The sequence below is a fragment of the Pseudomonas sp. SWRI111 genome (assembly GCF_014268555.1).
GTDB lineage: Bacteria > Pseudomonadota > Gammaproteobacteria > Pseudomonadales > Pseudomonadaceae > Aquipseudomonas > Aquipseudomonas hamedanensis.
On record NZ_JABWQQ010000025.1, the window covers coordinates 48,602 to 68,223 of the forward strand.

Below are 19,622 nucleotides of genomic sequence, written 5' to 3' on the forward strand. Positions count from 1 at the left end.
CTCAGCGTTTGGTGAACCTGCGAGCCAACCGATCTCCACCCAACTGAATCACCGCCACTAACGCCACCAGCAACACGATCACCGTCAACATGATCTGGCTGTCAAAACGTTGATAGCCGTAGCGATAAGCGATATCACCCAAACCGCCCGCACCAATCGCACCGGCCATGGCCGAGGAGTTGATCATCGTCACCAGGGTGATGGTGAAACCACCGACAATCCCCGGCAACGCCTCAGGCAACAACACATGCCAGACGATATGCCAGCGCCGGCAGCCCATCGCTTGCGCGGCCTCGATCAGACCATGGTCTACCTCGCGCAGACTGACTTCGGCAATCCGTGCAAAAAATGGCGTCGCGGCAATGGTCAGCGGCACCACCGCCGCCCACACACCGTAAGTGGTGCCGACGATCAACCGGGTGAACGGAATCAGCGCAACCATCAGAATCAGGAACGGGATTGAGCGGAACAGATTGACGAAGGCGCCCAGCGCACGGTTCAACAGCGGCGCCTCGTAGATGCCGCCCTTGTCGCTGGTGACCAGAATCACTGCCATGGGAATCCCCACCAGCAGCGCGATCAGTGAAGACACGCCGACCATCAAAAACGTATCGATAAAGCCCTGCAGCAAGCGATCAAACCACATAGCCCAGTACCTCCACCCGTTGCGCCCACTGCCCGGCGCTTTCACGTAATTGTCCGGCGTCGAGCGATGAGCCGCTGACGGCCAACAACAGTTGCCCGAGCGCATGGCCCTGAATGCGCTCAACGCCGCCGTGAAGCAGCTTCACCTGGCCACCCAGCGCCGCAAACAGTGCGGCAAGATCGGGCTCGCCAGCGGCGCTGCCGGTGAACTGCAAGCGCAGCACCACGGCGGCATCGGGCGATGGCGCTTGCGCATGCAAACGGTTTTTCACATCGTCCGGCAACGCGTGTTGCAGCGGTGCGAGCAAGGTCTGGCTGACCTCGTGCTGCGGATTGCCAAACACTTCCCAGACCGGGCCTTGCTCGACGATACGGCCGTGCTCAAGCACGACCACGCGGTCGCAGATTTCACGGATCACCGCCATTTCATGGGTGATCAAAACGATGGTCAGGCCCAGGCGCTGATTAATCTCTCGCAGCAGGCCGAGGATCGATTGCGTGGTTTCCGGATCGAGCGCCGAAGTGGCTTCGTCGCAGAGCAGAATGTCCGGATCATGTACCAACGCGCGGGCGATGCCGACCCGCTGTTTCTGCCCGCCCGACAGTTGCGCCGGATATGCCTTGTGCTTGCTTTGCAGGCCAACCAGCTCGAGCAGTTCGCGGACCTTTTTCTCGCGTTGCTCTTTCGGTACGCCCGCCACTTTCAGCGGCAATTCGACGTTTTGCCAAACGGTCTTGGCCGACATCAGATTGAAATGCTGGAAGATCATCCCGATACGCCGGCGCAATGCGACGAGGCGATCTTCATCGAACTCGCCAATGTCCACCTGATCGATCAACACCCGGCCCGAGGTCGGTTGTTCGAGACGATTGATCGCGCGGATCAGCGACGATTTGCCAGCGCCGCTGCGGCCGATGATGCCGAACACTTCACCGCGCTGAATCGCCAGATCGATGCCCTGCAATGCCGCGACCGGGCCTTGCCGACCGTTATAGGTTTTGCCCAGGCCGATGAAGCGCACATGGGCGCGATTGAGTTCAGGATGAAGCTCGGTCTTTTCAGCGTTGTGTGGCTCTGGAATGGCCAGTCGCCGTTGGATCGCGGCCGTCATGCTCAGCTTTCCCAGCCGGCTTGATACAGCTTGCCGTGGGCCTTATCCAGCGCCGCGCGCACCACTGGCGAATGCTGGTAGATGTCGACGAACTTGATCAGGCGCGGGTCGGTTTTGCTTTTCGGCTGGATGACGAACTGGATTACGTATTCCTTGTGATCGAGGCCGTCAAACAGCAGCGCCGAACCGGCATCGAAGGTCTTCGCCAGGCGAATGTAGGCCGGGTAGCCCTGGACCAGATCGGCATCGTCATAGGCGCGCACCAGTTGCACGGCTTCGACTTGCAGAATCTTGATCTTTTTCGGGTTGGCGACGATGTCATCCTCGGTGGCTTTGTAGCCCACCCCCGGTTTCAGCGTGATCAACCCGGCCTTGGCCAGCAATTGCAGGCCGCGACCGCTGTTGATCGGGTCGTTGGCGATGGCGACGCTCGCGCCTTCCGGCAGATCTTCGAAGCTTTTGTATTTCTTCGAATAGAGGCCGACGTTGTTGATGATTCCCGGTGCGAACGGCACCAGGTCAAAACCCGACGCAGCTTTGGCGTTTTCGAGGAACGGGAGGTGCTGGAAATAATTCACGTCGATGTCGCCGGCGGCGAGGCTGACGTTGGGCGCGATCCAGTCGGTGAACTCCACCAGTTCGACTTTCAGGCCTTGTTTGGAGGCCTCCTCGACGGCGGCCTCCAGAGGGATGGCAAACGCGGCGGTGGTGCCGATTTTCAGCGGCGCATCGGCGGCGAACACCGCCGAACTGAACAGGCCGAAGGCCAGGGCCAGTGCTTTGACTGGGTGGGACAGGATTTTCTGGGTCATGGTGGTTTTTTCCAGTCAGCGCGTGGATTTTTGGTGTCTGTTGCGGCCTCATCGCGAGCAGGCTCACTCCTACATTTGGAATGCGTTCCCCTTGTAGGAGCGAGCCTGCTCGCGAAGCTTTTAATGCCTGTACGAAGATCCGGTGTGTTGCTCAGGTAACTGCGCCTCCGCGTGAAACAGCTTCTCGCGCAAGGTGCCGCTGTCATACGCGGTCTTGTACGACCCGCGCCGCTGCAGCTCCGGAATCACCAGCTCGATAAAGTCGACGTAGCTCTCCGGGGTCACAATGCGGGTCAGGTTGAAGCCGTCGAGACCGGTTTCGGCGATCCACGCTTCCAGCTCATCGGCGACTTGCCCGGGCGAGCCGACCACCGTGATGTAGCGACCACCGAGGGCGTGCTGGTCGAGCAACTTGCGTCGGGTCCAGTCGTTGTTCTGCAGGTTTTTCGTCGCCGATTGAATGGCGTTGCTCTTCACGTACTGGATCGGTTCGTCGATCTGGTACTGGGAAAAATCGATGCCGGTCGATGCGGAAAAATGCGCCACGCCTGCCTCGGCACTGGCGTAGCTCAGGTACTCGGCGTGCTTGGCCCACGCCGCTTCTTCGGTGGCGCCGACGATCACGTTGAGGCCCATGAACACCTTGATATCTTCGGGGTTGCGCCCGGCTTCGACGGCGCTGGCGCGGACCTTGTCGACCTGCACTTTGGTCGATGGCTTGTTCTGGCCGCTGATAAATACGCACTCGGCATGACGCCCGGCGAAGAGCAAACCGCGATCGGAACTGCCGGCCTGAAACAGTACCGGTGTGCGTTGCGGTGACGGCTCGCAGAGGTGATAACCCTCGACCTGATAGAACTCGCCGGTGTGCTCGACTTTGTGTACTTTGTCGGGCTGCGCATAGATGCGCTGCTCGCGGTCGTTGAGCACCGAGCCGTTTTCCCAGCTGCCTTCCCAAAGTTTGTAGAGCACCTCAAGGTACTCGTCGGCCTGGTCGTAGCGGCGGTCATGTTCGACCTGTTCGCGCAAGCCCATGGCTTTGGCGGCGCTGTCCAGATAACCGGTGACGATATTCCAGCCGACCCGCCCACGGCTCAAATGATCGAGCGTCGACAGGCGTCGGGCGAACAGATACGGCGGTTCGTAAGTGAGGTTGGCGGTCAGGCCGAAACCGAGATTTTTGGTGACGGCCGCCATTGCCGAAACCAGCAGCAGCGGATCATTGACCGGTAACTGGATCGACTCTTTCAGCGTCACGTCAACCGAGTTCTGGTAGACGTCATACACGCCGACGATGTCGGCGATAAACAGGCCGTCGAACAGCCCGCGCTCAAGCAACTGCGCCAGTTCTGTCCAGTACTCAATGGTGTTGTAACGGGTCGAGGTATCGCGCGGATGCGTCCACAAGCCGTGGTTGATATGACCGATGCAGTTCATGTTGAACGCATTGAGCAGGATCTTCTTTTTCGCAGCGGGCATCAGATGGTCCCCCGCAGCGGCGGCTTTTCATCGTTGAGGTAGTAGTTGCCCACCGCGTGATACTTCCAGCGCACCGGGTCGTGCAGGGTGTGCACCCGGGCGTTGCGCCAGTGACGGTCGAGGCCGTGCTCGCTGAGGGTGGCCTGACTGCCAGCCAATTCGAACAGTGTGCTGCCGGCGGCGAGAGAAATCTCTGTGCTGATCGCCCGTGCTTCGGCAACGGCAATCGAGGCAGCGGCGACGGTCTCGGCATTGGTGTCGGCTTGCGCGGCATCGAGAAATTCGCCGGCGCGTTCGAGCAGGGCTTCGGTGGCGTGCAGGCGAATGCTCAGATGGCCGAAGCTCTTCAGCGTCAGCGGATCTTCGCTGGCGTTGTCGTTGCCCGAGTCGATCCATGGCCGCGTCTTGCTGCGCACAAAATGCAGCGCATCCTCGTAAGCAGCGCGGGCAATACCGGTATCGATGGCGGCGTGAAGAATCTGCGCGAGCGGACCGACGGTGGTCGGGCGTTCGAAAGCGCTCTGGAACGGCAGCACATCGTCAGCCGCTACATACACATCTTCGAACAGCACCGAACCGCTGCCGGTGGTGCGCTGGCCGAAGCCGCTCCAGTCATCGATCACGGTCAGGCCTTTGCTGTCGCGCGGGACGAAAGCCAATTGCTGCACGCCGTGCTCATCGACCACGGACGTCGGAATGCGCTGCGCATAGATCGCGCCGGTTGCGTAGAACTTGCGACCATTGATGCGGTAGCCAGCACCGTCACGCTTGAGGCTGGTGACACGGTCGTGGGCGGTTTTGGTGCCCAGTTCCGCCAGCGCATTACCGAAGCGTTGGCCGGCGAGGACTTCGGCGTATAGCCGCCGTTTCTGCTCGTCGCTTCCATTAACACGCAGCACTTCGAGTGCGTAGAAATGGTTCTGCGGAATCTGCCCCAGCGAGCCGTCGGCCTGAGCGATCAGCGCGATGACCCTGGCCAGGGTGACATTGGATACGCCAGCGCCGCCGTATGCCTTCGGCACGCTGATGCCCCATAGGCCGGAGCGGGAAAATACTTCGAGTTCCGCCAAGGGCAGGCGACGTTCGCGGTCGCGCAGGGCACTGTCGCGTTTGAAATCTTCGGCCAGGTCGCTGGCGACGATCAGGGCTTGCTCATCGCTGGTGATGACTGCGACGGGGTGAGAAAAAGTCATGTGCTTCTCCAGATGTCCGGTCGTTAGATCCAGGAGTGACGAGCAGGCAACGTGCCGTTCAGGCGAAAGGCGCCGACCGCGTGGTATTTCCAGCGCACCGGGTCGTGCAGGGTGTGCACGCGGGCGTTGCGCCAGTGGCGGTCAAGATTGAATTCGGCGAGAGTCGCGCGGCTGCCGGCCAGTTCGAAAAGCTTTTCGCTGGCCTGCAGCGAGATTTCGGTGGTCAGCACTTTCGCCTCGGCCACGGCAATCGAGGCGCGTGCGGCGGATTCGGCGGTGAGCGGCGCGGCGTGCACCTGATCGAGCACTTGCCCGGCCTTGCGCAGCAGCGCTTCGGCGGCGTGCAGTTCGATTTTCAGTTTGCCGATGTCGGCGATCACGTAGAGGTCATCGCTGGCGCGCTCGACCTTGGCATCGATCCATGGCCGCGCGCGGGTTTTGACAAAGTCGATCGCATCATCAATGGCGCCACGGGCGATACCGGCATCGATTGCTGCCTGGATCAACTGCGACACGGCACCTTGGGTGTTCGGGCTTTCGTTGATCCTCCAGTTGTCGACCACCAGCGCAGCGTCGACGCGCACGTTGTTGAGTAAAATCGTGCCGCTGGCGGTGGTGCGCTGGCCGAAGCCCGACCAATCGTCAACGATGCGCAAGCCCGGTGTGCCACGACGGACGAAGGCCAGCACTTGCTTGCCGTCATCGTTGAGCGCTTTCACCGCGACCCAATGGGCAAACAGAGCGCCGGTGGAGTAGAACTTCTGGCCGTTGATCAGGTAATCGTCGCCGTCGGCGGTGATCCGCGCTTTCAGTTCCAGGGTGTTTTTAGTGCCGCGCTCCGGGCCGGCATTACCGATGCGCCAACCTTCCAGAACGCTCTGGAACAGCTGTTTCTTCTGCGCTTCGGTGGCGCTGCCGAGCACCAGATTGAGGATGCCGAACTGGTTCTGCGGAATCTGCCCCAGCGCCGGATCGGCGGCGGAAATGATTGCGAACACCTCGGCCAGCGTCACGAACGAAACCTGCGGGCCGCCGTAAGCGCGCGGGATGGCAATACTGCCCAGGCCGCTGCGGGTGAACTGTTCGATTTCCGACCACGGCAACTTGCGCTGGCGATCGCGTTTGGCCGCCTGTACGCGAGCGACCTGCGCCAGTTCCCGGGCGGCCTGGATGGCCTGGGCGTCGTTGCGCAAGACTTGTGCGGGCAACAACAGTGGGGCGATGTCCAGATCCGACTGGACGTTTGCATCGGCCAGACTGGACATCAGCGCCGCTCCCTGGCTGCACGCAATGCCCTGGCGATCTGCACTGGGGTGATTGTGTTCCGGACCATGCTACCTACCTCACATTTCATGAAAAACGCCGCGAAGTGCGACGATTGAAAGAATGTCCGGTGGTCCGGTGCATATACCCTAAGCGTGTATAAAAATTAAATAAACTAACTTTTAGGAATATGTATAGAAGGGTGTGTTGGCTGTCCGGTTAACCATTTATCGAGGAGTCCTTGTGGGGCGGGGATTTTTCCAGGCCAAGTTGCGAAGCGAGCCCATGAAGGGGGCTGCTACGCAGTCCAACGGGGATAATCCCCTCGACACGAGGCCCGCTGGTCACAGTCATTTGTTTATGGGTTCGGCGGCTTTGAGTGCTGGTTTCAGCGGCACCTTGAGGTATGGGTTTACACAACCGATTTTCAGCGTCCGTGGTGGCGCCCAGTTCGAGTTGTTGCCAACCCGGTCGATGACGCAGTAGGTCACGTCCAGGCGTAGATCTTCACCGGCTTCGACGATTACCGCCGGCGGCACCCAGACCTGAATCGGCAGGTCGAGATCCGCCGCCGTGACCGGAGTCAGGTCCATGCGCACATCGCCCCAGCGCAAGGTGATTTCGTCGCCTTCGGCCATGTTCACATAGGGTTCGATAGTCAGTGGCACGCCGCGTTTGATCTGGTTCGGATTGACGCCCTGGCGGCGAATGGCGTCGGGGAGGGTAACGGGCGCCAATTGCTGGTTTTCATCGCCGCAGAGTGTCGATGGCTGGCCACCGGGACAATCGAGTTTGACCTGCACCCGAGTCGCCGCCGACAGCGCGGGGCCATGGCCGACCTGCATGACCCGGTAGTGGATGCGCGCGGCGCCGCTGGCGATGAAACTCTCCGGCACGCGCAGGCTGACTGTGGTGCCGACGTCTTCGGTTGTCAGCACGCGGGAGGCGACATAGCACTTGTTCCAGAACAGTTCGATGAGGTCCCCGCAGTCCATTTCGGGGTAGGGCGGAACCTCGACGAACAGGTGTGCCGCGGCGGCCAGGTTGATAGCGGTTTTTTGCGCTGGCGCCAGAGTCGGCGCTGCCAGTTCGGGGGTATGCGAAGTGCGGGTCATCGATTTCTCTCCTTGAAGCCTTGCAGCGAAGTCCGTTTCTGAAAGAACAAAAGGGCGTGAATAAACTGGCAATAAAACCTGGAGCTTTTATTCAAGTTGAATACGGGTTGGTTGAACTAATAGAGGCCAGTTGTCGACTAGATAAGAGGGCGTTGGTCGCGGTGTCAATAGACGGCTTTAGTTAACTCGTGAATTACGGTTTAATCAGAAAGTTCCTACGGCTGCACCGCAGAATGCCTAGGTCTGATGGCGAAACAAGCCACGTAACCAAGGCGTTTTTATGTTTTTTAACGCAGGTTAATCTGCAGGCATTCACAGCAGTGCGGGGTGTTGCCAGACAAGGATTATCTGTTGCGGAACATGAATAGTTCACGCATCTGATAGTTTTTATCAGGAGGGGAGTGTACGGCGATGTTTCATTGAGGCGGGGGTAACTTCCATCCGTGGAAGTTGTCGGTAGCGCGGTGAAAGTTCTCAGGCGTGGTTGAGAAACTTGCTGAGAAACTGTTGGGTGCGTGGCTCTTTCGGATTGGCAAAGAGTGCTTTGGCTTCACCTTGTTCAACAATCACGCCTTTATCGAAAAACACTACCCGGTTGGCCACGTCGCGGGCAAAACCCATCTCGTGGGTGACGATCACCATGGTGCGCTTCTCTTCAGCCAGACTGCGGATGGTCGACAGCACTTCACCGACCAGTTCCGGGTCGAGGGCCGAGGTCGGCTCGTCGAACAGGATCACTTCCGGCTCCATCGCCAGCGCCCGGGCAATCGCCACGCGCTGTTGCTGACCGCCAGAGAGGCGGCGCGGGTAGGCATCCTCTTTGCCGGCGAGGCCAACCTTGGCCAGCAGCCTTTTGCCCAGGGCAGTGGCTTCGTCGCGTGGCATCTTCTTGACCACGATCGGGCCTTCAATGACGTTCTCCAACGCTGTGCGATGGGGAAACAGGTTGAAGTTCTGGAACACGAAGCCGACGTGCTGGCGCAAGTTACGCACCAGGCTCTGCTGCTGGTTCAACGGGCGACGGGTATCGATTTCGATATTGCCGACCTTGATCCGGCCGCTGCTGGGCTCCTCAAGGAAATTCAGGCAGCGCAGGAACGTCGTTTTACCCGAGCCGCTGGGGCCAATGATTGCCACCACCTCGCCTTCCTGCACCTGCAGATCGATGCCGTTGAGCACCACTTGACCCTTGAATTGCTTGGTCAGTTTTTCCACGACGATCATGGGGTCAAGACTCCTGGTCGTGCCGATTGACCCGCTCTTCCAACTTGTTCTGGAAGTGCGAAAGCACTGTGGCCAGAATCCAGTAGATCAGCGCGGCGGCAAGATACATGGTGAAGACTTCGAAAGTCCGGGCGGTAATCAACTGCGCCTGGCGGAACAGTTCCGGTACCTGAATGGTGGCAGCCAGCGCGGTGTCCTTGACCAGTGAAATGAAGCTGTTGCCCAGCGGCGGCAATGCCGTGCGCATGGCTTGCGGCAGGATGGCCCGGCGCAAGGTCTGCGCACGGGTCATGCCGATGCTCGCAGCGGCTTCCCACTGGCCCCGTTCGATCGAACCGATCGCAGCGCGCAGGATTTCACAGGCGTAGGCGGCCATATTCAGTGAGAAGCCGATCAGCGCTGCTGGCAGCGGATCGAGTTCCAGGCCCATTTGTGGCAGGCCGTAATAAATTACGAACAGCTGCACCAGCAACGGCGTGCCACGAAAAAACGACACATAGATGCGTGCCAGCCAACTGACCGACTTGAAGCGCGACAGGCGCATCAGCGCCAGGCCGAAGCCCAGCAGCAGGCCGAAGAACATCCCGCCGAGGCTGAGGACTACCGTGTAGTACGCGCCCTTCAACAGAAAGGGCGCGGAATCCAGCGCGAGTTGGAAAGCTTCTTCCATTATTTAGTAACGTCTGCGTTGAAGTATTTCTTCGACAGCTTCTCAAGAGTGCCGTCAGCACGTAGTTCGCCGAGAGCCTTGTTCACCGCAGCCAGCAGTTCAGGTTCGCCTTTACGCAGGGCGATACCGGATTCCTGACGGGAGAAGGCTTCACCGGCGGCCACGGTTTTCGGGGCTTTCTTGGCGTATTCGAGCGCGGCCAGACGGTCGATCAGGATGGCGTCGGTGCGACCGTTGTTGAGGTCGGCAAACTTGGTCGGATCATCGTCGTAGGTGCGCACATCGGCACCCGGCACGTTGGCGCGGACCCACTGCTCGTAGTTGGTCCCCAGACCTACACCGACTTTCTTGCCGGACAGGTCGGCAGCGGTCTTGATGTTCAATGCCGCTTCTTTGCTTTTCAGCACCAGGGCTTGAATGCCGGAGACGGTATACGGTTCGGAGAAGTCGTACTTCTTCTTGCGCTCATCGGAGATGGTGACCTGGTTGACCACGAGGTCCAGACGCTTGGATTCCAGCGCAGCGAGAATGCCGTCCCATTTGGTCGGCTGGATCTTGGCTTTGACGCCGAGTTTCTGTGCCAGGGCTTCGGAGAGCTCGACTTCGAAACCGGACAGCTTGCCGTTTTCGTCGACGAAACTGAACGGTGGGTAAGTGCCTTCCAGGCCGACGTTGAGAACGCCTTTGTCCTTGATCTGCTGCAACTGCTCACCGGCCACTGCCTGGGTGATCAGGCCGGTGCTCAGCGCCAGGCCCAGCGAGCCGACCAGCAGAGTGCGACGTAGTGCGGAAAAATTCATGACAAGCCCCTGTGTTTTCTTATGGAAGACGCTTAAGGAAGTAGGCAAATTCGTGATGTTGAACGACAGCGCTATCCTGCCTTAAAGCAGCTTATGCGTCTCGCCCGAAATTCGCCTGCGGCGAGACTATATGACGACGTCGTTAGACTTGAAAATACTAAATTACTGATCCTTTAGTCTTTTATCGAATATATCTATGGCGAGGGAGCTTGCTCCCGCTCGGCTGCGCAGCAGACGCAAAATCTGCCACCACAATCCAATTGAACTCAGTGATGGCTGAGTTTCGGGGCGCTTCGCACCCCAGCGGGAGCAAGCTCCCTTGCCACAGGATTGTCTGCAGCCAAGAGGATCAGGTGGTCAGGAAGTCCTTGTACGCAAACAACGCCGGCGCGCCACCGGTGTGCAGGAAGATGATCGGGCCGTCCTCGAAGCGCTGGCGACCAATGCCGTCGAGCAGACCGGCCATGGCCTTGCCGGTGTAGACCGGGTCAAGCAGCAGACCTTCCTGACCCGCCAACAGTTTCACCGCGGCCAGTGTGCCGGCATTCGGTTCGCCATAACGCGGGGCGAAGTATTCATCCCACAACTCGACCTTGAAGCTGGCCGGCAGCTCGACGCCGAGCAGCTCTGCCGTGCGTTCGGCCAGACCTTGCACCTTCGGCCGCTGATCTTCTTCACTGCGCGAAACGGTCACACCAATCACCGGCAATTGTGGCAACGCTTCCTGCAGGGCCAGCGCCAGACCGCTGTGCGTCCCGGCGCTGCCCGAAGCCAGCACCACAGCGGCGAAATCGAGGCCGCTGTCCTTGATCTGCTCAGCCAGCTCCAGACCCGCGCGCACGTAACCCAAGGCACCGAGTGCGTTGGACCCGCCAATCGGCACCAGATAGGGTTTCTTGCCATTGCTGCGCAGGCGCACGGCGAGGGCGGCCAGTTGTTCGTCAGCGTTGTCGAGGTTGTCGACCAATTCGACTTTGGTGTCGAACAGATCAAGCAGCAAGCGGTTGCCGTTGCCGGTGTAATTGCTGTCATCGGTGCCCAGCGGATTTTCCAGCAGGGCCACGCAACCAAGGCCAAGCCTGGCGGCGAGTGCGGCGGTCTGGCGGACGTGGTTCGATTGCAAGGCACCGGCGGTGATCAGCGTGTCGGCGCCTTGGGCCAGCGCATCGGCGGCGAGGTATTCGAGTTTGCGCAATTTGTTGCCACCCATGGCCAGCGGCGTCAGGTCATCGCGCTTGATGTACACCTCGCGGCCGAGCCACGCGGACAGGCGCGGAAGTTTTTCCAGCGGGGTGGGGTGGCTAAGCAGGTCGAGGCATTTAAAGCGTTCCAGTTGCTGTTTGAGCGGTTGTTTAAACATGGTTCCGTACTGGCGCAGAGAGATAAACGGACTATAGGCACGCCCTTTTGCAGGGGCAACCGCCAATCGCTTATAGCCAAACGAACTGAGCACAGCACTATCGGTTCTTAATTCGCCCTGGCAGGCATCCCTTAAAGTAGTTGCGGTGACGCGGCCAGACAGTCCGGCCGCCCGTGAGGAGTCTTTACCGTGAGCGAGCGTTCCAGCCATTGGCAACTACAGACCATCGTCGGCCAGCTACGCAGTGCGCGGGATCAGTGGCGCGCACAGAACGGCCGGGCCTCCGGCGAGCAGGGCGGACGCGAGTTACCGTCGCGAGCGGCGATGGCGGAGATTCTCGAAGCGCTGTGCGGCGCCTTGTTTCCGATGCGTCTGGGTCCGGTGGACCTGCGCGAGGAAAGTGAGGATTTCTACGTCGGCCACACCCTGGATGTCGCGCTGAATGCGTTGCTGGCGCAGACGCGGCTGGAACTGCGCTATGTCGCCCGGCACAGCGCGCAGGACGATAGCGAAGTCGAAGCCCGCGCCATCCAGATCGTGCAGGATTTCGCCTTGGCATTGCCGGGTCTGCGCACGTTGCTCGATACCGACGTGCTGGCGGCCTATCACGGTGATCCGGCGGCACGCAGTGTCGATGAGGTGCTGTTGTGCTATCCGGGCATTCTCGCCGTCATCCATCATCGTCTGGCGCACCATTTGTACCGCGCCGGGCTGCCGCTGCTGGCGCGGATCAGCGCGGAAATCGCCCATTCGGCCACGGGCATCGATATTCACCCCGGGGCGCAGATTGGCCGCAGTTTCTTTATCGACCACGGCACCGGCGTGGTAATCGGCGAGACCGCGATTATCGGTGAACGCGTGCGTATTTATCAGGCAGTCACCCTGGGGGCCAAGCGCTTCCCGGCGGATGAGGACGGCCAGTTGCAAAAGGGCCATCCGCGCCATCCGATCGTCGAAGACGATGTGGTGATTTACGCCGGGGCGACCATTCTCGGGCGGATTACCATTGGCAAGGGCTCGACCATTGGTGGCAACGTCTGGCTGACGCGCAGCGTGCCGGCGGGGTGCAATCTGACCCAGGCGAATCTGCAGCATGATGACGGGACGCAGAAGTAGGTTTGTGAATTTATATTGTTGCTTCAGGCCTCTTCGCGAGCAGGCTCGCTCCCACATTGGAATGCGTTTCTAATGTGGGAGCGAGCCTGCTCGCGAATGGATGTCAGGCCGAATCGAGATTATCGTCCTCAGCCAATTCATCAGTGAACGAAACGCGGCAAACCCACGTCATACGCCTCCTTGGGCTACTGTAGGAAATCTACCGCCCAGCCTTGCGATTAGTCCTTACTACCCTATCCATGTTTAACTTGAACGTTCATTCAAGTTAAACCGGTGGTTCGCTGCCCGCTCACAACAGGAGGCTTGCCTTTGCTGAGTCCGATCATTTCAGCCATGTTTCATTGCTTCGAGGTGCACGTTTCATGAGTGCATCGTCCATCCCCGCCAGCGGTCTGGTGCGCATGAATCCGCCGGTGTTCTACTTCGCCGCGACGGTGATTCTGCTGTTTGGCCTTGTCGTCATCGCCATGCCCGAACAGGCCGGCGCCTGGTTGCTGGAAGCGCAGAACTGGGCGGCCAATACGGTCGGCTGGTATTACATGCTCGCGATGACCCTGTATCTGGTCTTCGTGGTGGTCACCGCGTTATCCGGCTACGGCAAGATAAAACTCGGTGCCGACCACGACGAGCCCGAATTCAGTTACCTGTCCTGGGCCGGCATGCTGTTCGCCGCCGGGATCAGCATCACGCTGTTTTTCTTCTGTGTTTCCGAACCGCTGACCCACATGCTGCAACCGCCGCAGGGCGAGGCCGGTACGGCGGATGCGGCGCGACAAGCGATGCAGATTCTGTTTTTGCATTGGGGCCTGCATGGCTGGGGCGTGTTCGCCTTTGTCGGTATGGCACTGGCCTACTTCGCCTATCGTCACAACTTGCCGCTGGCCCTGCGTTCGGCGCTTTATCCGCTGATCGGCAAGCGCATCAACGGCCCCATCGGCTATGCGGTGGACGGCTTCGGTATCATCGCCACGGTGTTCGGTCTCGGTGCTGACATGGGCTTTGGCGTGTTGCACCTGAACTCGGGCCTGGATTATCTGTTCGGTATCGCCCACACCCAGTGGATTCAGGTCGGCCTGATCACGCTAATGATGGGCGCGGCGATCATCGTTGCGGTCTCTGGCGTCGATAAAGGCGTGCGGGTGATGTCCGACATCAACATGCTGCTGGCCTGCGGGCTGTTGCTGTTTGTGCTGTTCGCCGGGCCGACGCAGCACTTGCTTAACACGTTGATCCAGAACGTCGGCGACTACCTCGGCGCCTTGCCGATGAAGAGTTTCGACCTCTACGCCTATGACAAGCCGAGCGACTGGCTCGGCGGCTGGACGGTGTTTTATTGGGCCTGGTGGATTGCATGGTCACCGTTCGTGGGCCTGTTCATCGCGCGGATTTCCCGCGGCCGGACCATTCGCGAATTCGTCTTCGGTGTGCTGCTGATTCCGCTTGGTTTCACCCTCGCGTGGATGTCGATTTTCGGCAACAGCGCCCTTGATCAAGTGCTCAACCACGGCATGAGCGCGCTGGGCATGTCGGCCCTCGATAATCCCTCAATGAGCATTTATCTGCTGCTGGAAACCTATCCGTGGAGCAAAACCGTTATCGCCGTGACGGTGTTCATCAGCTTCGTGTTCTTCGTCACCTCTGCCGACTCCGGCACCGTTGTGCTCTCGACGTTGTCGGCCAAGGGCGGCAACCCGGATGAAGACGGGCCGAAATGGCTGCGGGTGTTCTGGGGCGCGATGACTGCGCTGATCACCAGTGCCTTGCTGTTTTCCGGCAGCATCGATGCGCTGAAGTCTGCCGTGGTGCTGACCTCCTTGCCGTTCTCGTTGATTCTGCTGCTGATGATGTGGGGCCTGCACAAGGCGTTCTATCTGGAGTCGCAGAAGCAAATTGCGCAACTGCATTCGCTGGCGCCGGTCTCTGGTTCGCGGCGTGGCACCGGCGGCTGGCGCCAGCGCCTGAGTCAGGCGGTGCATTTCCCGTCGCGCGATGAGGTGTACCGTTTCATGGACACCACGGTGCGCCCGGCGATCGAAGAAGTGACCGCGGTGTTTGTCGAAAAAGGCCTGAACGTGGTGACTCAGCCAGATCCGGCGCATGACAACGTCAGCCTGGAAATCGGCCATGGCGAGCAGCATCCATTCATCTATCAGGTGCAGATGCGCGGCTACTTCACACCGTCCTTCGCCCGTGGCGGCATGGGTTCCAAGCAGCTCAACAACCGCCGCTACTACCGCGCCGAAGTGCATCTGAGCGAGGGCAGTCAGGACTACGATCTGGTCGGCTATACCAAAGAACAGATCATCAACGACATCCTCGACCAGTACGAACGGCACATGCAGTTCCTGCACCTGGTGCGTTGATCGACGACTGAGCGCCGGGGCGTTTTTACGACTCGGCGCTCAGCGCCGTGGACAACACCATCGCCGCTATCGGCACTCCGAATACCACACTGCCAAGCACAATCCCCGCCCCCGCCGTCGATCCCGCCATTCAGTGAAGACTCACGAAACAGACTATTATTTAACCAAGTGTGTATTGTGTGTATCGATGCGCGATTTGTCCCCTAGAGTGAGTAGCTCTTGCTGTAGAAAAGGGCGAAGGACATGCGCAGTCGGGAAATGATCAGGATGATCGAAGAAGATGGTTGGTACCTGGTTGCGGTAAAAGGCAGTCACCATCAGTACAAGCATTCGTTCAAGCAGGGAAGGGTGACGATAAAACACCCTGATTCGGATCTGCCCAAGGGTACGATCAACAGCATTTTGAAACAGGCGGGTTTGAAATGAGACCCGTACCTGAAGACGAAACGCCCGTTATGGACTTACCAGAGGGAGGATTCACTTTTATGAAATTCCCGGTCGTTCTGCACAAGGATGCCGACTCAGACTATGGCGTGATTATCCCGGACGTACCGGGGTGTTATTCCGCTGGCAGCACGGTAGCCGAAGCTTTTGAAAATACGCAGGAGGCGCTGGCACTGCACTATGAAGGGTTGGTCGTCGATGGCGCACCGTTGCCGCAGGTGCGCGATATTGATGCTCATCTTGATAACCCGGACTACGCGGGAGGTATTTGGGGCGTGGTCGATTTCGACATCACGCCCTATTTCGGCAAATCGGTGCGCTTCAACGCCACGTTGCCCGAGCAGTTGCTGGAGCGTATTGACCAGACTGTCCGGAGAGATCGGCGCTACCGTTCCCGCTCCGGATTCCTGGCCGCTGCTGCGCTGCGCGAGTTATCGGTCTGACGAAGAATCTGTGGGAGCTGGCTTGCCCGCGAGGCATACTGTCAGTTGACAATTGAAGTAGCTGACACTGCGCTTTCGCGAGCAAGCCCGCTCTCACAGGTGTGCGCAATTGCGCAGGATGCTCTCGCGTTCGATGACTGTGCATTGCAACAAATTCAGCCGCTGCACCTCATCGCATGGCAGCACCCCAAGGCTTTCCAGCACCCGCGTTGCCGCCAGCACTCCAATCTCCAGCGCCGGCGGCTTGATCGTGCTCAGACTCGGCAGCAGCATTTCGGCAAACGGGTAATCGCCGAAGCCCATCACAGCGCAGTCTTCCGGGATTCTGATTCCGGCGCGTTGCCCGGCGAGCAAGCCGCCGGCGGCGAGGTTATCGTTGGCGAAGATGATTGCGTCGGGTCGCGGTGAGGCATTCATCAAGACGTCCATCGCTTGCTTGCCGGCCTCGAACGGTGCGCGGTCGGTGTCTGGGGCGAACACCCATGGTTCAAGTCCTGCGGCGCGCAACGTCGCGGCATAACCGTCGCGGCGCTCCAGTGCACTGAAGTCGCCGGGCGCGCTGTTTTGTACAAACGCGATGCGTTGGTAGCCTTTTTTCAGCAGATGTCTCGCTGCCGCTACGCCCACTTCAACATGCGAGAAACCAATCTGCATCGGTCCACGTTCGGGCTGGTAATCCCAGGTCTCGATGATGGGAACATCTGCCTCGGCAATCATCTTCTCCGTGCCTGCGCTGTGGAAATGGCTGGTCAGCACCAGCGCCGCCGGCGACCAGCCGAGGAAAGCGCGCACGGCGTTTTCTTCCTGCCCGATATCGAAGTAACTCGACGCCAGCAACATCTGATAACCGTGACGGCTGAGGGTGTCGCTGAAGCCTTGAATCGTATTGGCGAAGATCGGCCCGGAGATGTTCGGGATCACCATGCCGACGATTTTCCCCCGCGCCGAAGCCAGACCGCCGGCGACGAGATTGGGCACGTAACCTAATTCGGCCACGACGGCTGCGATCCGTTCTCGGCGTTCGGGCGAGACCTGTTCGGGCTGGTTGAAATAACGCGATACGGTGATCGCCGAAACACCGGCCTTGCGCGCCACGGCACTTAACGTCACACGGCCGGCGCCTCGGCGTTTGCGGGGCTTTTGTTCGCTCAAGGCTCAGTCCTTTATAAAAACAAAATCGCATATAAAAGTAATTTTTCAGTATTGGACGCTCTATGCGCGGCTTGCCAATACTGACGATGTTAGCGCTAACAAAGTGCGTTGTCTGCTACTCGCTCGAGCGAATGCCGAAGACAGATTTCAGGCGCTGTCGTCGCAGAACGGCAGCGATTCAGAACCATTTTCGAGCGGATGCACATGAATAACTTTCCTGGGGCGAGACACACACTGGCGCAGGCGATTCGCGCCGCGGGCTGGATCTTTACCGGGTTAGCGGCGCTGCCAGTGCCCAGCGCATTTGCCGCTGACAGCAGCGATCAGGAACCGACCCTGAAATCGGTGACGGTCACCGCCACCCGCCGCGAAGAGTCGCTGCAAAAAGTACCGGTGGCAGTATCGGTGATCGACGGCGAGCAACTCGAGCGCGACAACCGCAATGGTGTGGCGAGCATTGTCCAGCAAGTGCCGTCGCTGAATTTTCGTACCGGTGCGTCGAACAAGGACACCTCGTTGTTTGTTCGCGGCGTCGGCACGATTTCCACCTCGCCCGGCGTCGAGCCGACCGTGGCAACGGTGATCGATGGCGTGGTGTATGCGCGTCCGGGGCAGGCGACGCTGGATCTTCTCGACCTGCAGCGTGTCGAGGTATTGCGCGGGCCGCAGGGCACGCTGTTCGGCAAGAATGCCTCGGCCGGAGTGCTCAATATCACCAGCAAGGCACCGACCGCCGAGACCCATGGCTACATCGATCAGGCGTACTACAGCGGCAACGAAAGCCGCACTCGGTTCGGCATTGGCGGCAGCCTGATTCCGGACACGTTGAAGGGCTCGATCAGCACGTTGTTCGGCACCTACGACGGTAACGTCGACAATCAGCACAACGGCCAGGAGGTGAACGGTTATAACCATCGCGGCGCACGCGGCAAGCTCGAATTCACGCCGAACGATGACGTCACGTTCACCCTGATTGCCGACTACATGCAGTCCCATGATGACGGCCCTAACGGCGTCGTCAGCCAGTCGTTGACCCCGGCCTTCGCCAATGCGCTGAGCCCCGTCAATGCCACCGCTCACAATCGCGACATCAACACCGACACCCGCTCTCACGTCGAGGACGTCAACAAAGGTCTGTCCGGCCAGCTCGACTGGCAACTGGGCGATTACACGCTGACTTCGATCACCGCGTGGCGCGGCTGGGACAACACCCAGTATCAGGACGGCGACCGTCTCGGCGCTGTAACAGCCGCGTTCCCGGGTACGGCGGACAAGGGCGATCTGGCTTTCGACCAATACTCGCAGGAGCTGCGTCTGGCCTCGCCGAAAGGCGAATTCCTCGAATACGTCGGCGGCTTGTTCTACATGCACGGCGAGGACGACGAGACTTATCAGCGCACGTTGACCACTACCACGCGCACCGATCGCGGCGTCGCCGATTACAGCACCACCAGCGACAGCTACGCGGTGTTCGGCGAGAGCACGCTGAATTTCACCTCGGATTTTCGCGGCATCGCCGGGCTGCGCTACACCCACGATGATCTGGAATACGATCATCGCCGCGTCTCGACTTCGGCAGGCACCGTCAGCGGCATTCAACCGGCGACCAGCAGCTCAGGCTCGGTGGACGAAGACGGTTGGTCCGGTCGCCTCGGTGTGCAGTACGACCTGAGCGACACGGTGACCACCTACCTGTCCTACTCGCGCGGCTACAAAGGCCCGGCGTACAACGTGTTCTTCAACATGCAGCCGCGTGACACCGAAGCACTGAAGCCGGAGACCTCGAACACTTGGGAGGCGGGAATCAAAGCCACCTCCTGGAACAATCGCCTGACCACCAACCTGGCGGTGTTCCACAGCGAGTACGACAACTATCAGGCGAATTTTTTCGACACTGTCGCCGGGCAAGTGGTGACGCGGCTGATCAACGCCGGCAGCGTCATCAGCGAAGGTGTCGAGCTGGATTACGCCTTGCAAGCCACCCAGCAATTGAAGTTCTCAGGTGCACTGGCCTACACCCGCGCACGCATCGACGAATTCGCCTGCCCGGCCGGCGCGGCGGCATCGTGCAACGTCAACGGCAAGCCGCTGCCATTCAGCCCTGACTGGAAAAGCTACGTGCGCGCCGACTACAGCATCCCGCTGGACAACGGCCTGGATATCGAACTGGGCACCGACTACAGCTGGCAGAGCGAAGTGCAGTACGACATCAGCCAGAATCGGGACACCAAACAGGGCGCGTATGGGCTATGGAACGCCAGTGTCGCATTGGCCGATTACAGCAATGGCTGGCGCGTCGCCCTGCTCGGCAAGAACCTCGCCGACAAGTCGTATTCACCGTTGCTGGCCAGTGGCGGCAGCTACATCTATCGCGCCGTGCCACGGGATGACGAGCGCTACTTCGGCGTGCAACTGCGCAAGGATTTCTGAG

The 19,622-nt window shown here is 59.7% G+C and carries 17 protein-coding genes; 5 read left to right on the plus strand and 12 right to left on the minus strand.

What is annotated here, in order from left to right:
* Nucleotide 1 precedes the first annotated feature (1 nt).
* From HU755_RS23420 to HU755_RS23470, 11 genes are all read right to left on the minus strand, one after another.
* On the minus strand, nt 2-646 hold the full coding sequence (locus HU755_RS23420; RefSeq protein WP_186636965.1) for a methionine ABC transporter permease: 645 nt from the start codon (nt 644-646) through the stop codon (nt 2-4).
* Nucleotides 636-1,757: a methionine ABC transporter ATP-binding protein gene (locus tag HU755_RS23425; RefSeq protein ID WP_186636972.1), complete on the minus strand. Its 1,122-nt coding sequence runs from the start codon at nt 1,755-1,757 to the stop codon at nt 636-638. The genes HU755_RS23420 and HU755_RS23425 overlap by 11 nt, the downstream gene beginning before the upstream one ends.
* Before the next feature lie 2 nt (nt 1,758-1,759).
* Complete coding sequence (locus HU755_RS23430) at nt 1,760-2,569, minus strand: MetQ/NlpA family ABC transporter substrate-binding protein (RefSeq protein WP_186636975.1); 810 nt, start codon at nt 2,567-2,569, stop codon at nt 1,760-1,762.
* Between the two features lie 120 nt (nt 2,570-2,689).
* Entirely contained in the window at nt 2,690-4,048 is a 1,359-nt protein-coding gene (locus HU755_RS23435; protein WP_186636978.1) for an LLM class flavin-dependent oxidoreductase, read from the minus strand.
* Nucleotides 4,048-5,241 carry an SfnB family sulfur acquisition oxidoreductase gene (locus tag HU755_RS23440; RefSeq protein ID WP_186622011.1) on the minus strand — a complete coding sequence of 398 codons (1,194 nt, stop codon included), beginning with the start codon at nt 5,239-5,241 and terminating at the stop codon, nt 4,048-4,050. The genes HU755_RS23435 and HU755_RS23440 overlap by 1 nt, the downstream gene beginning before the upstream one ends.
* A gap of 23 nt (nt 5,242-5,264) precedes the next feature.
* Nucleotides 5,265-6,506: an SfnB family sulfur acquisition oxidoreductase gene (locus HU755_RS23445; protein ID WP_186636981.1), complete on the minus strand. Its 1,242-nt coding sequence runs from the start codon at nt 6,504-6,506 to the stop codon at nt 5,265-5,267.
* A 348-nt stretch (nt 6,507-6,854) separates the two neighbouring features.
* On the minus strand, nt 6,855-7,619 hold the full coding sequence (locus HU755_RS23450; RefSeq protein WP_186636984.1) for a hypothetical protein: 765 nt from the start codon (nt 7,617-7,619) through the stop codon (nt 6,855-6,857).
* 474 nt (nt 7,620-8,093) lie between these two features.
* The gene (tcyN, locus tag HU755_RS23455) at nt 8,094-8,843 is read right to left on the minus strand and encodes an L-cystine ABC transporter ATP-binding protein TcyN (protein ID WP_186551515.1); all 750 of its coding nucleotides are present in this window, start codon (nt 8,841-8,843) and stop codon (nt 8,094-8,096) included.
* Nucleotides 8,844-8,847: 4 nt separating this feature from the next.
* On the minus strand, nt 8,848-9,513 hold the full coding sequence (gene tcyL, locus HU755_RS23460; RefSeq protein ID WP_186622017.1) for a cystine ABC transporter permease: 666 nt from the start codon (nt 9,511-9,513) through the stop codon (nt 8,848-8,850).
* Nucleotides 9,513-10,313 (minus strand): cystine ABC transporter substrate-binding protein, encoded by an 801-nt coding sequence (gene tcyJ / locus HU755_RS23465; protein WP_186551513.1) that lies wholly within the window; start codon nt 10,311-10,313, stop codon nt 9,513-9,515. The genes tcyL and tcyJ overlap by 1 nt, the downstream gene beginning before the upstream one ends.
* A gap of 349 nt (nt 10,314-10,662) precedes the next feature.
* The gene (locus tag HU755_RS23470) at nt 10,663-11,673 is read right to left on the minus strand and encodes a D-cysteine desulfhydrase (protein WP_186636987.1); all 1,011 of its coding nucleotides are present in this window, start codon (nt 11,671-11,673) and stop codon (nt 10,663-10,665) included.
* A gap of 189 nt (nt 11,674-11,862) precedes the next feature.
* On the opposite strand from HU755_RS23470, the gene epsC reads away from it, so the two are divergent.
* From epsC to HU755_RS23490, 4 genes are all read left to right on the plus strand, one after another.
* Nucleotides 11,863-12,789, plus strand: a complete 927-nt coding sequence (gene epsC / locus HU755_RS23475; RefSeq protein WP_186636990.1) for a serine O-acetyltransferase EpsC — start codon at nt 11,863-11,865, stop codon at nt 12,787-12,789.
* Nucleotides 12,790-13,190: 401 nt separating this feature from the next.
* Nucleotides 13,191-15,152, plus strand: coding sequence for a choline transporter BetT (gene betT, locus HU755_RS23480; protein ID WP_186551558.1), 1,962 nt, complete (start codon nt 13,191-13,193; stop codon nt 15,150-15,152).
* Between the two features lie 243 nt (nt 15,153-15,395).
* Nucleotides 15,396-15,578: a type II toxin-antitoxin system HicA family toxin gene (locus HU755_RS23485; RefSeq protein WP_186637005.1), complete on the plus strand. Its 183-nt coding sequence runs from the start codon at nt 15,396-15,398 to the stop codon at nt 15,576-15,578.
* Between the two features lie 59 nt (nt 15,579-15,637).
* Nucleotides 15,638-16,039 (plus strand): type II toxin-antitoxin system HicB family antitoxin, encoded by a 402-nt coding sequence (locus HU755_RS23490; protein WP_186637008.1) that lies wholly within the window; start codon nt 15,638-15,640, stop codon nt 16,037-16,039.
* Between the two features lie 93 nt (nt 16,040-16,132).
* On the opposite strand, the gene HU755_RS23495 is transcribed toward HU755_RS23490, so the two are convergent.
* A complete protein-coding gene (locus HU755_RS23495; protein WP_186637011.1) occupies nt 16,133-17,191 on the minus strand; it encodes a LacI family DNA-binding transcriptional regulator in 1,059 nt (352 codons plus the stop codon).
* 204 nt (nt 17,192-17,395) lie between these two features.
* Between HU755_RS23495 and HU755_RS23500 the strand changes: the two genes are divergently transcribed.
* Nucleotides 17,396-19,621, plus strand: a complete 2,226-nt coding sequence (locus tag HU755_RS23500; RefSeq protein ID WP_186637013.1) for a TonB-dependent receptor — start codon at nt 17,396-17,398, stop codon at nt 19,619-19,621.
* Nucleotide 19,622 lies beyond the last annotated feature (1 nt).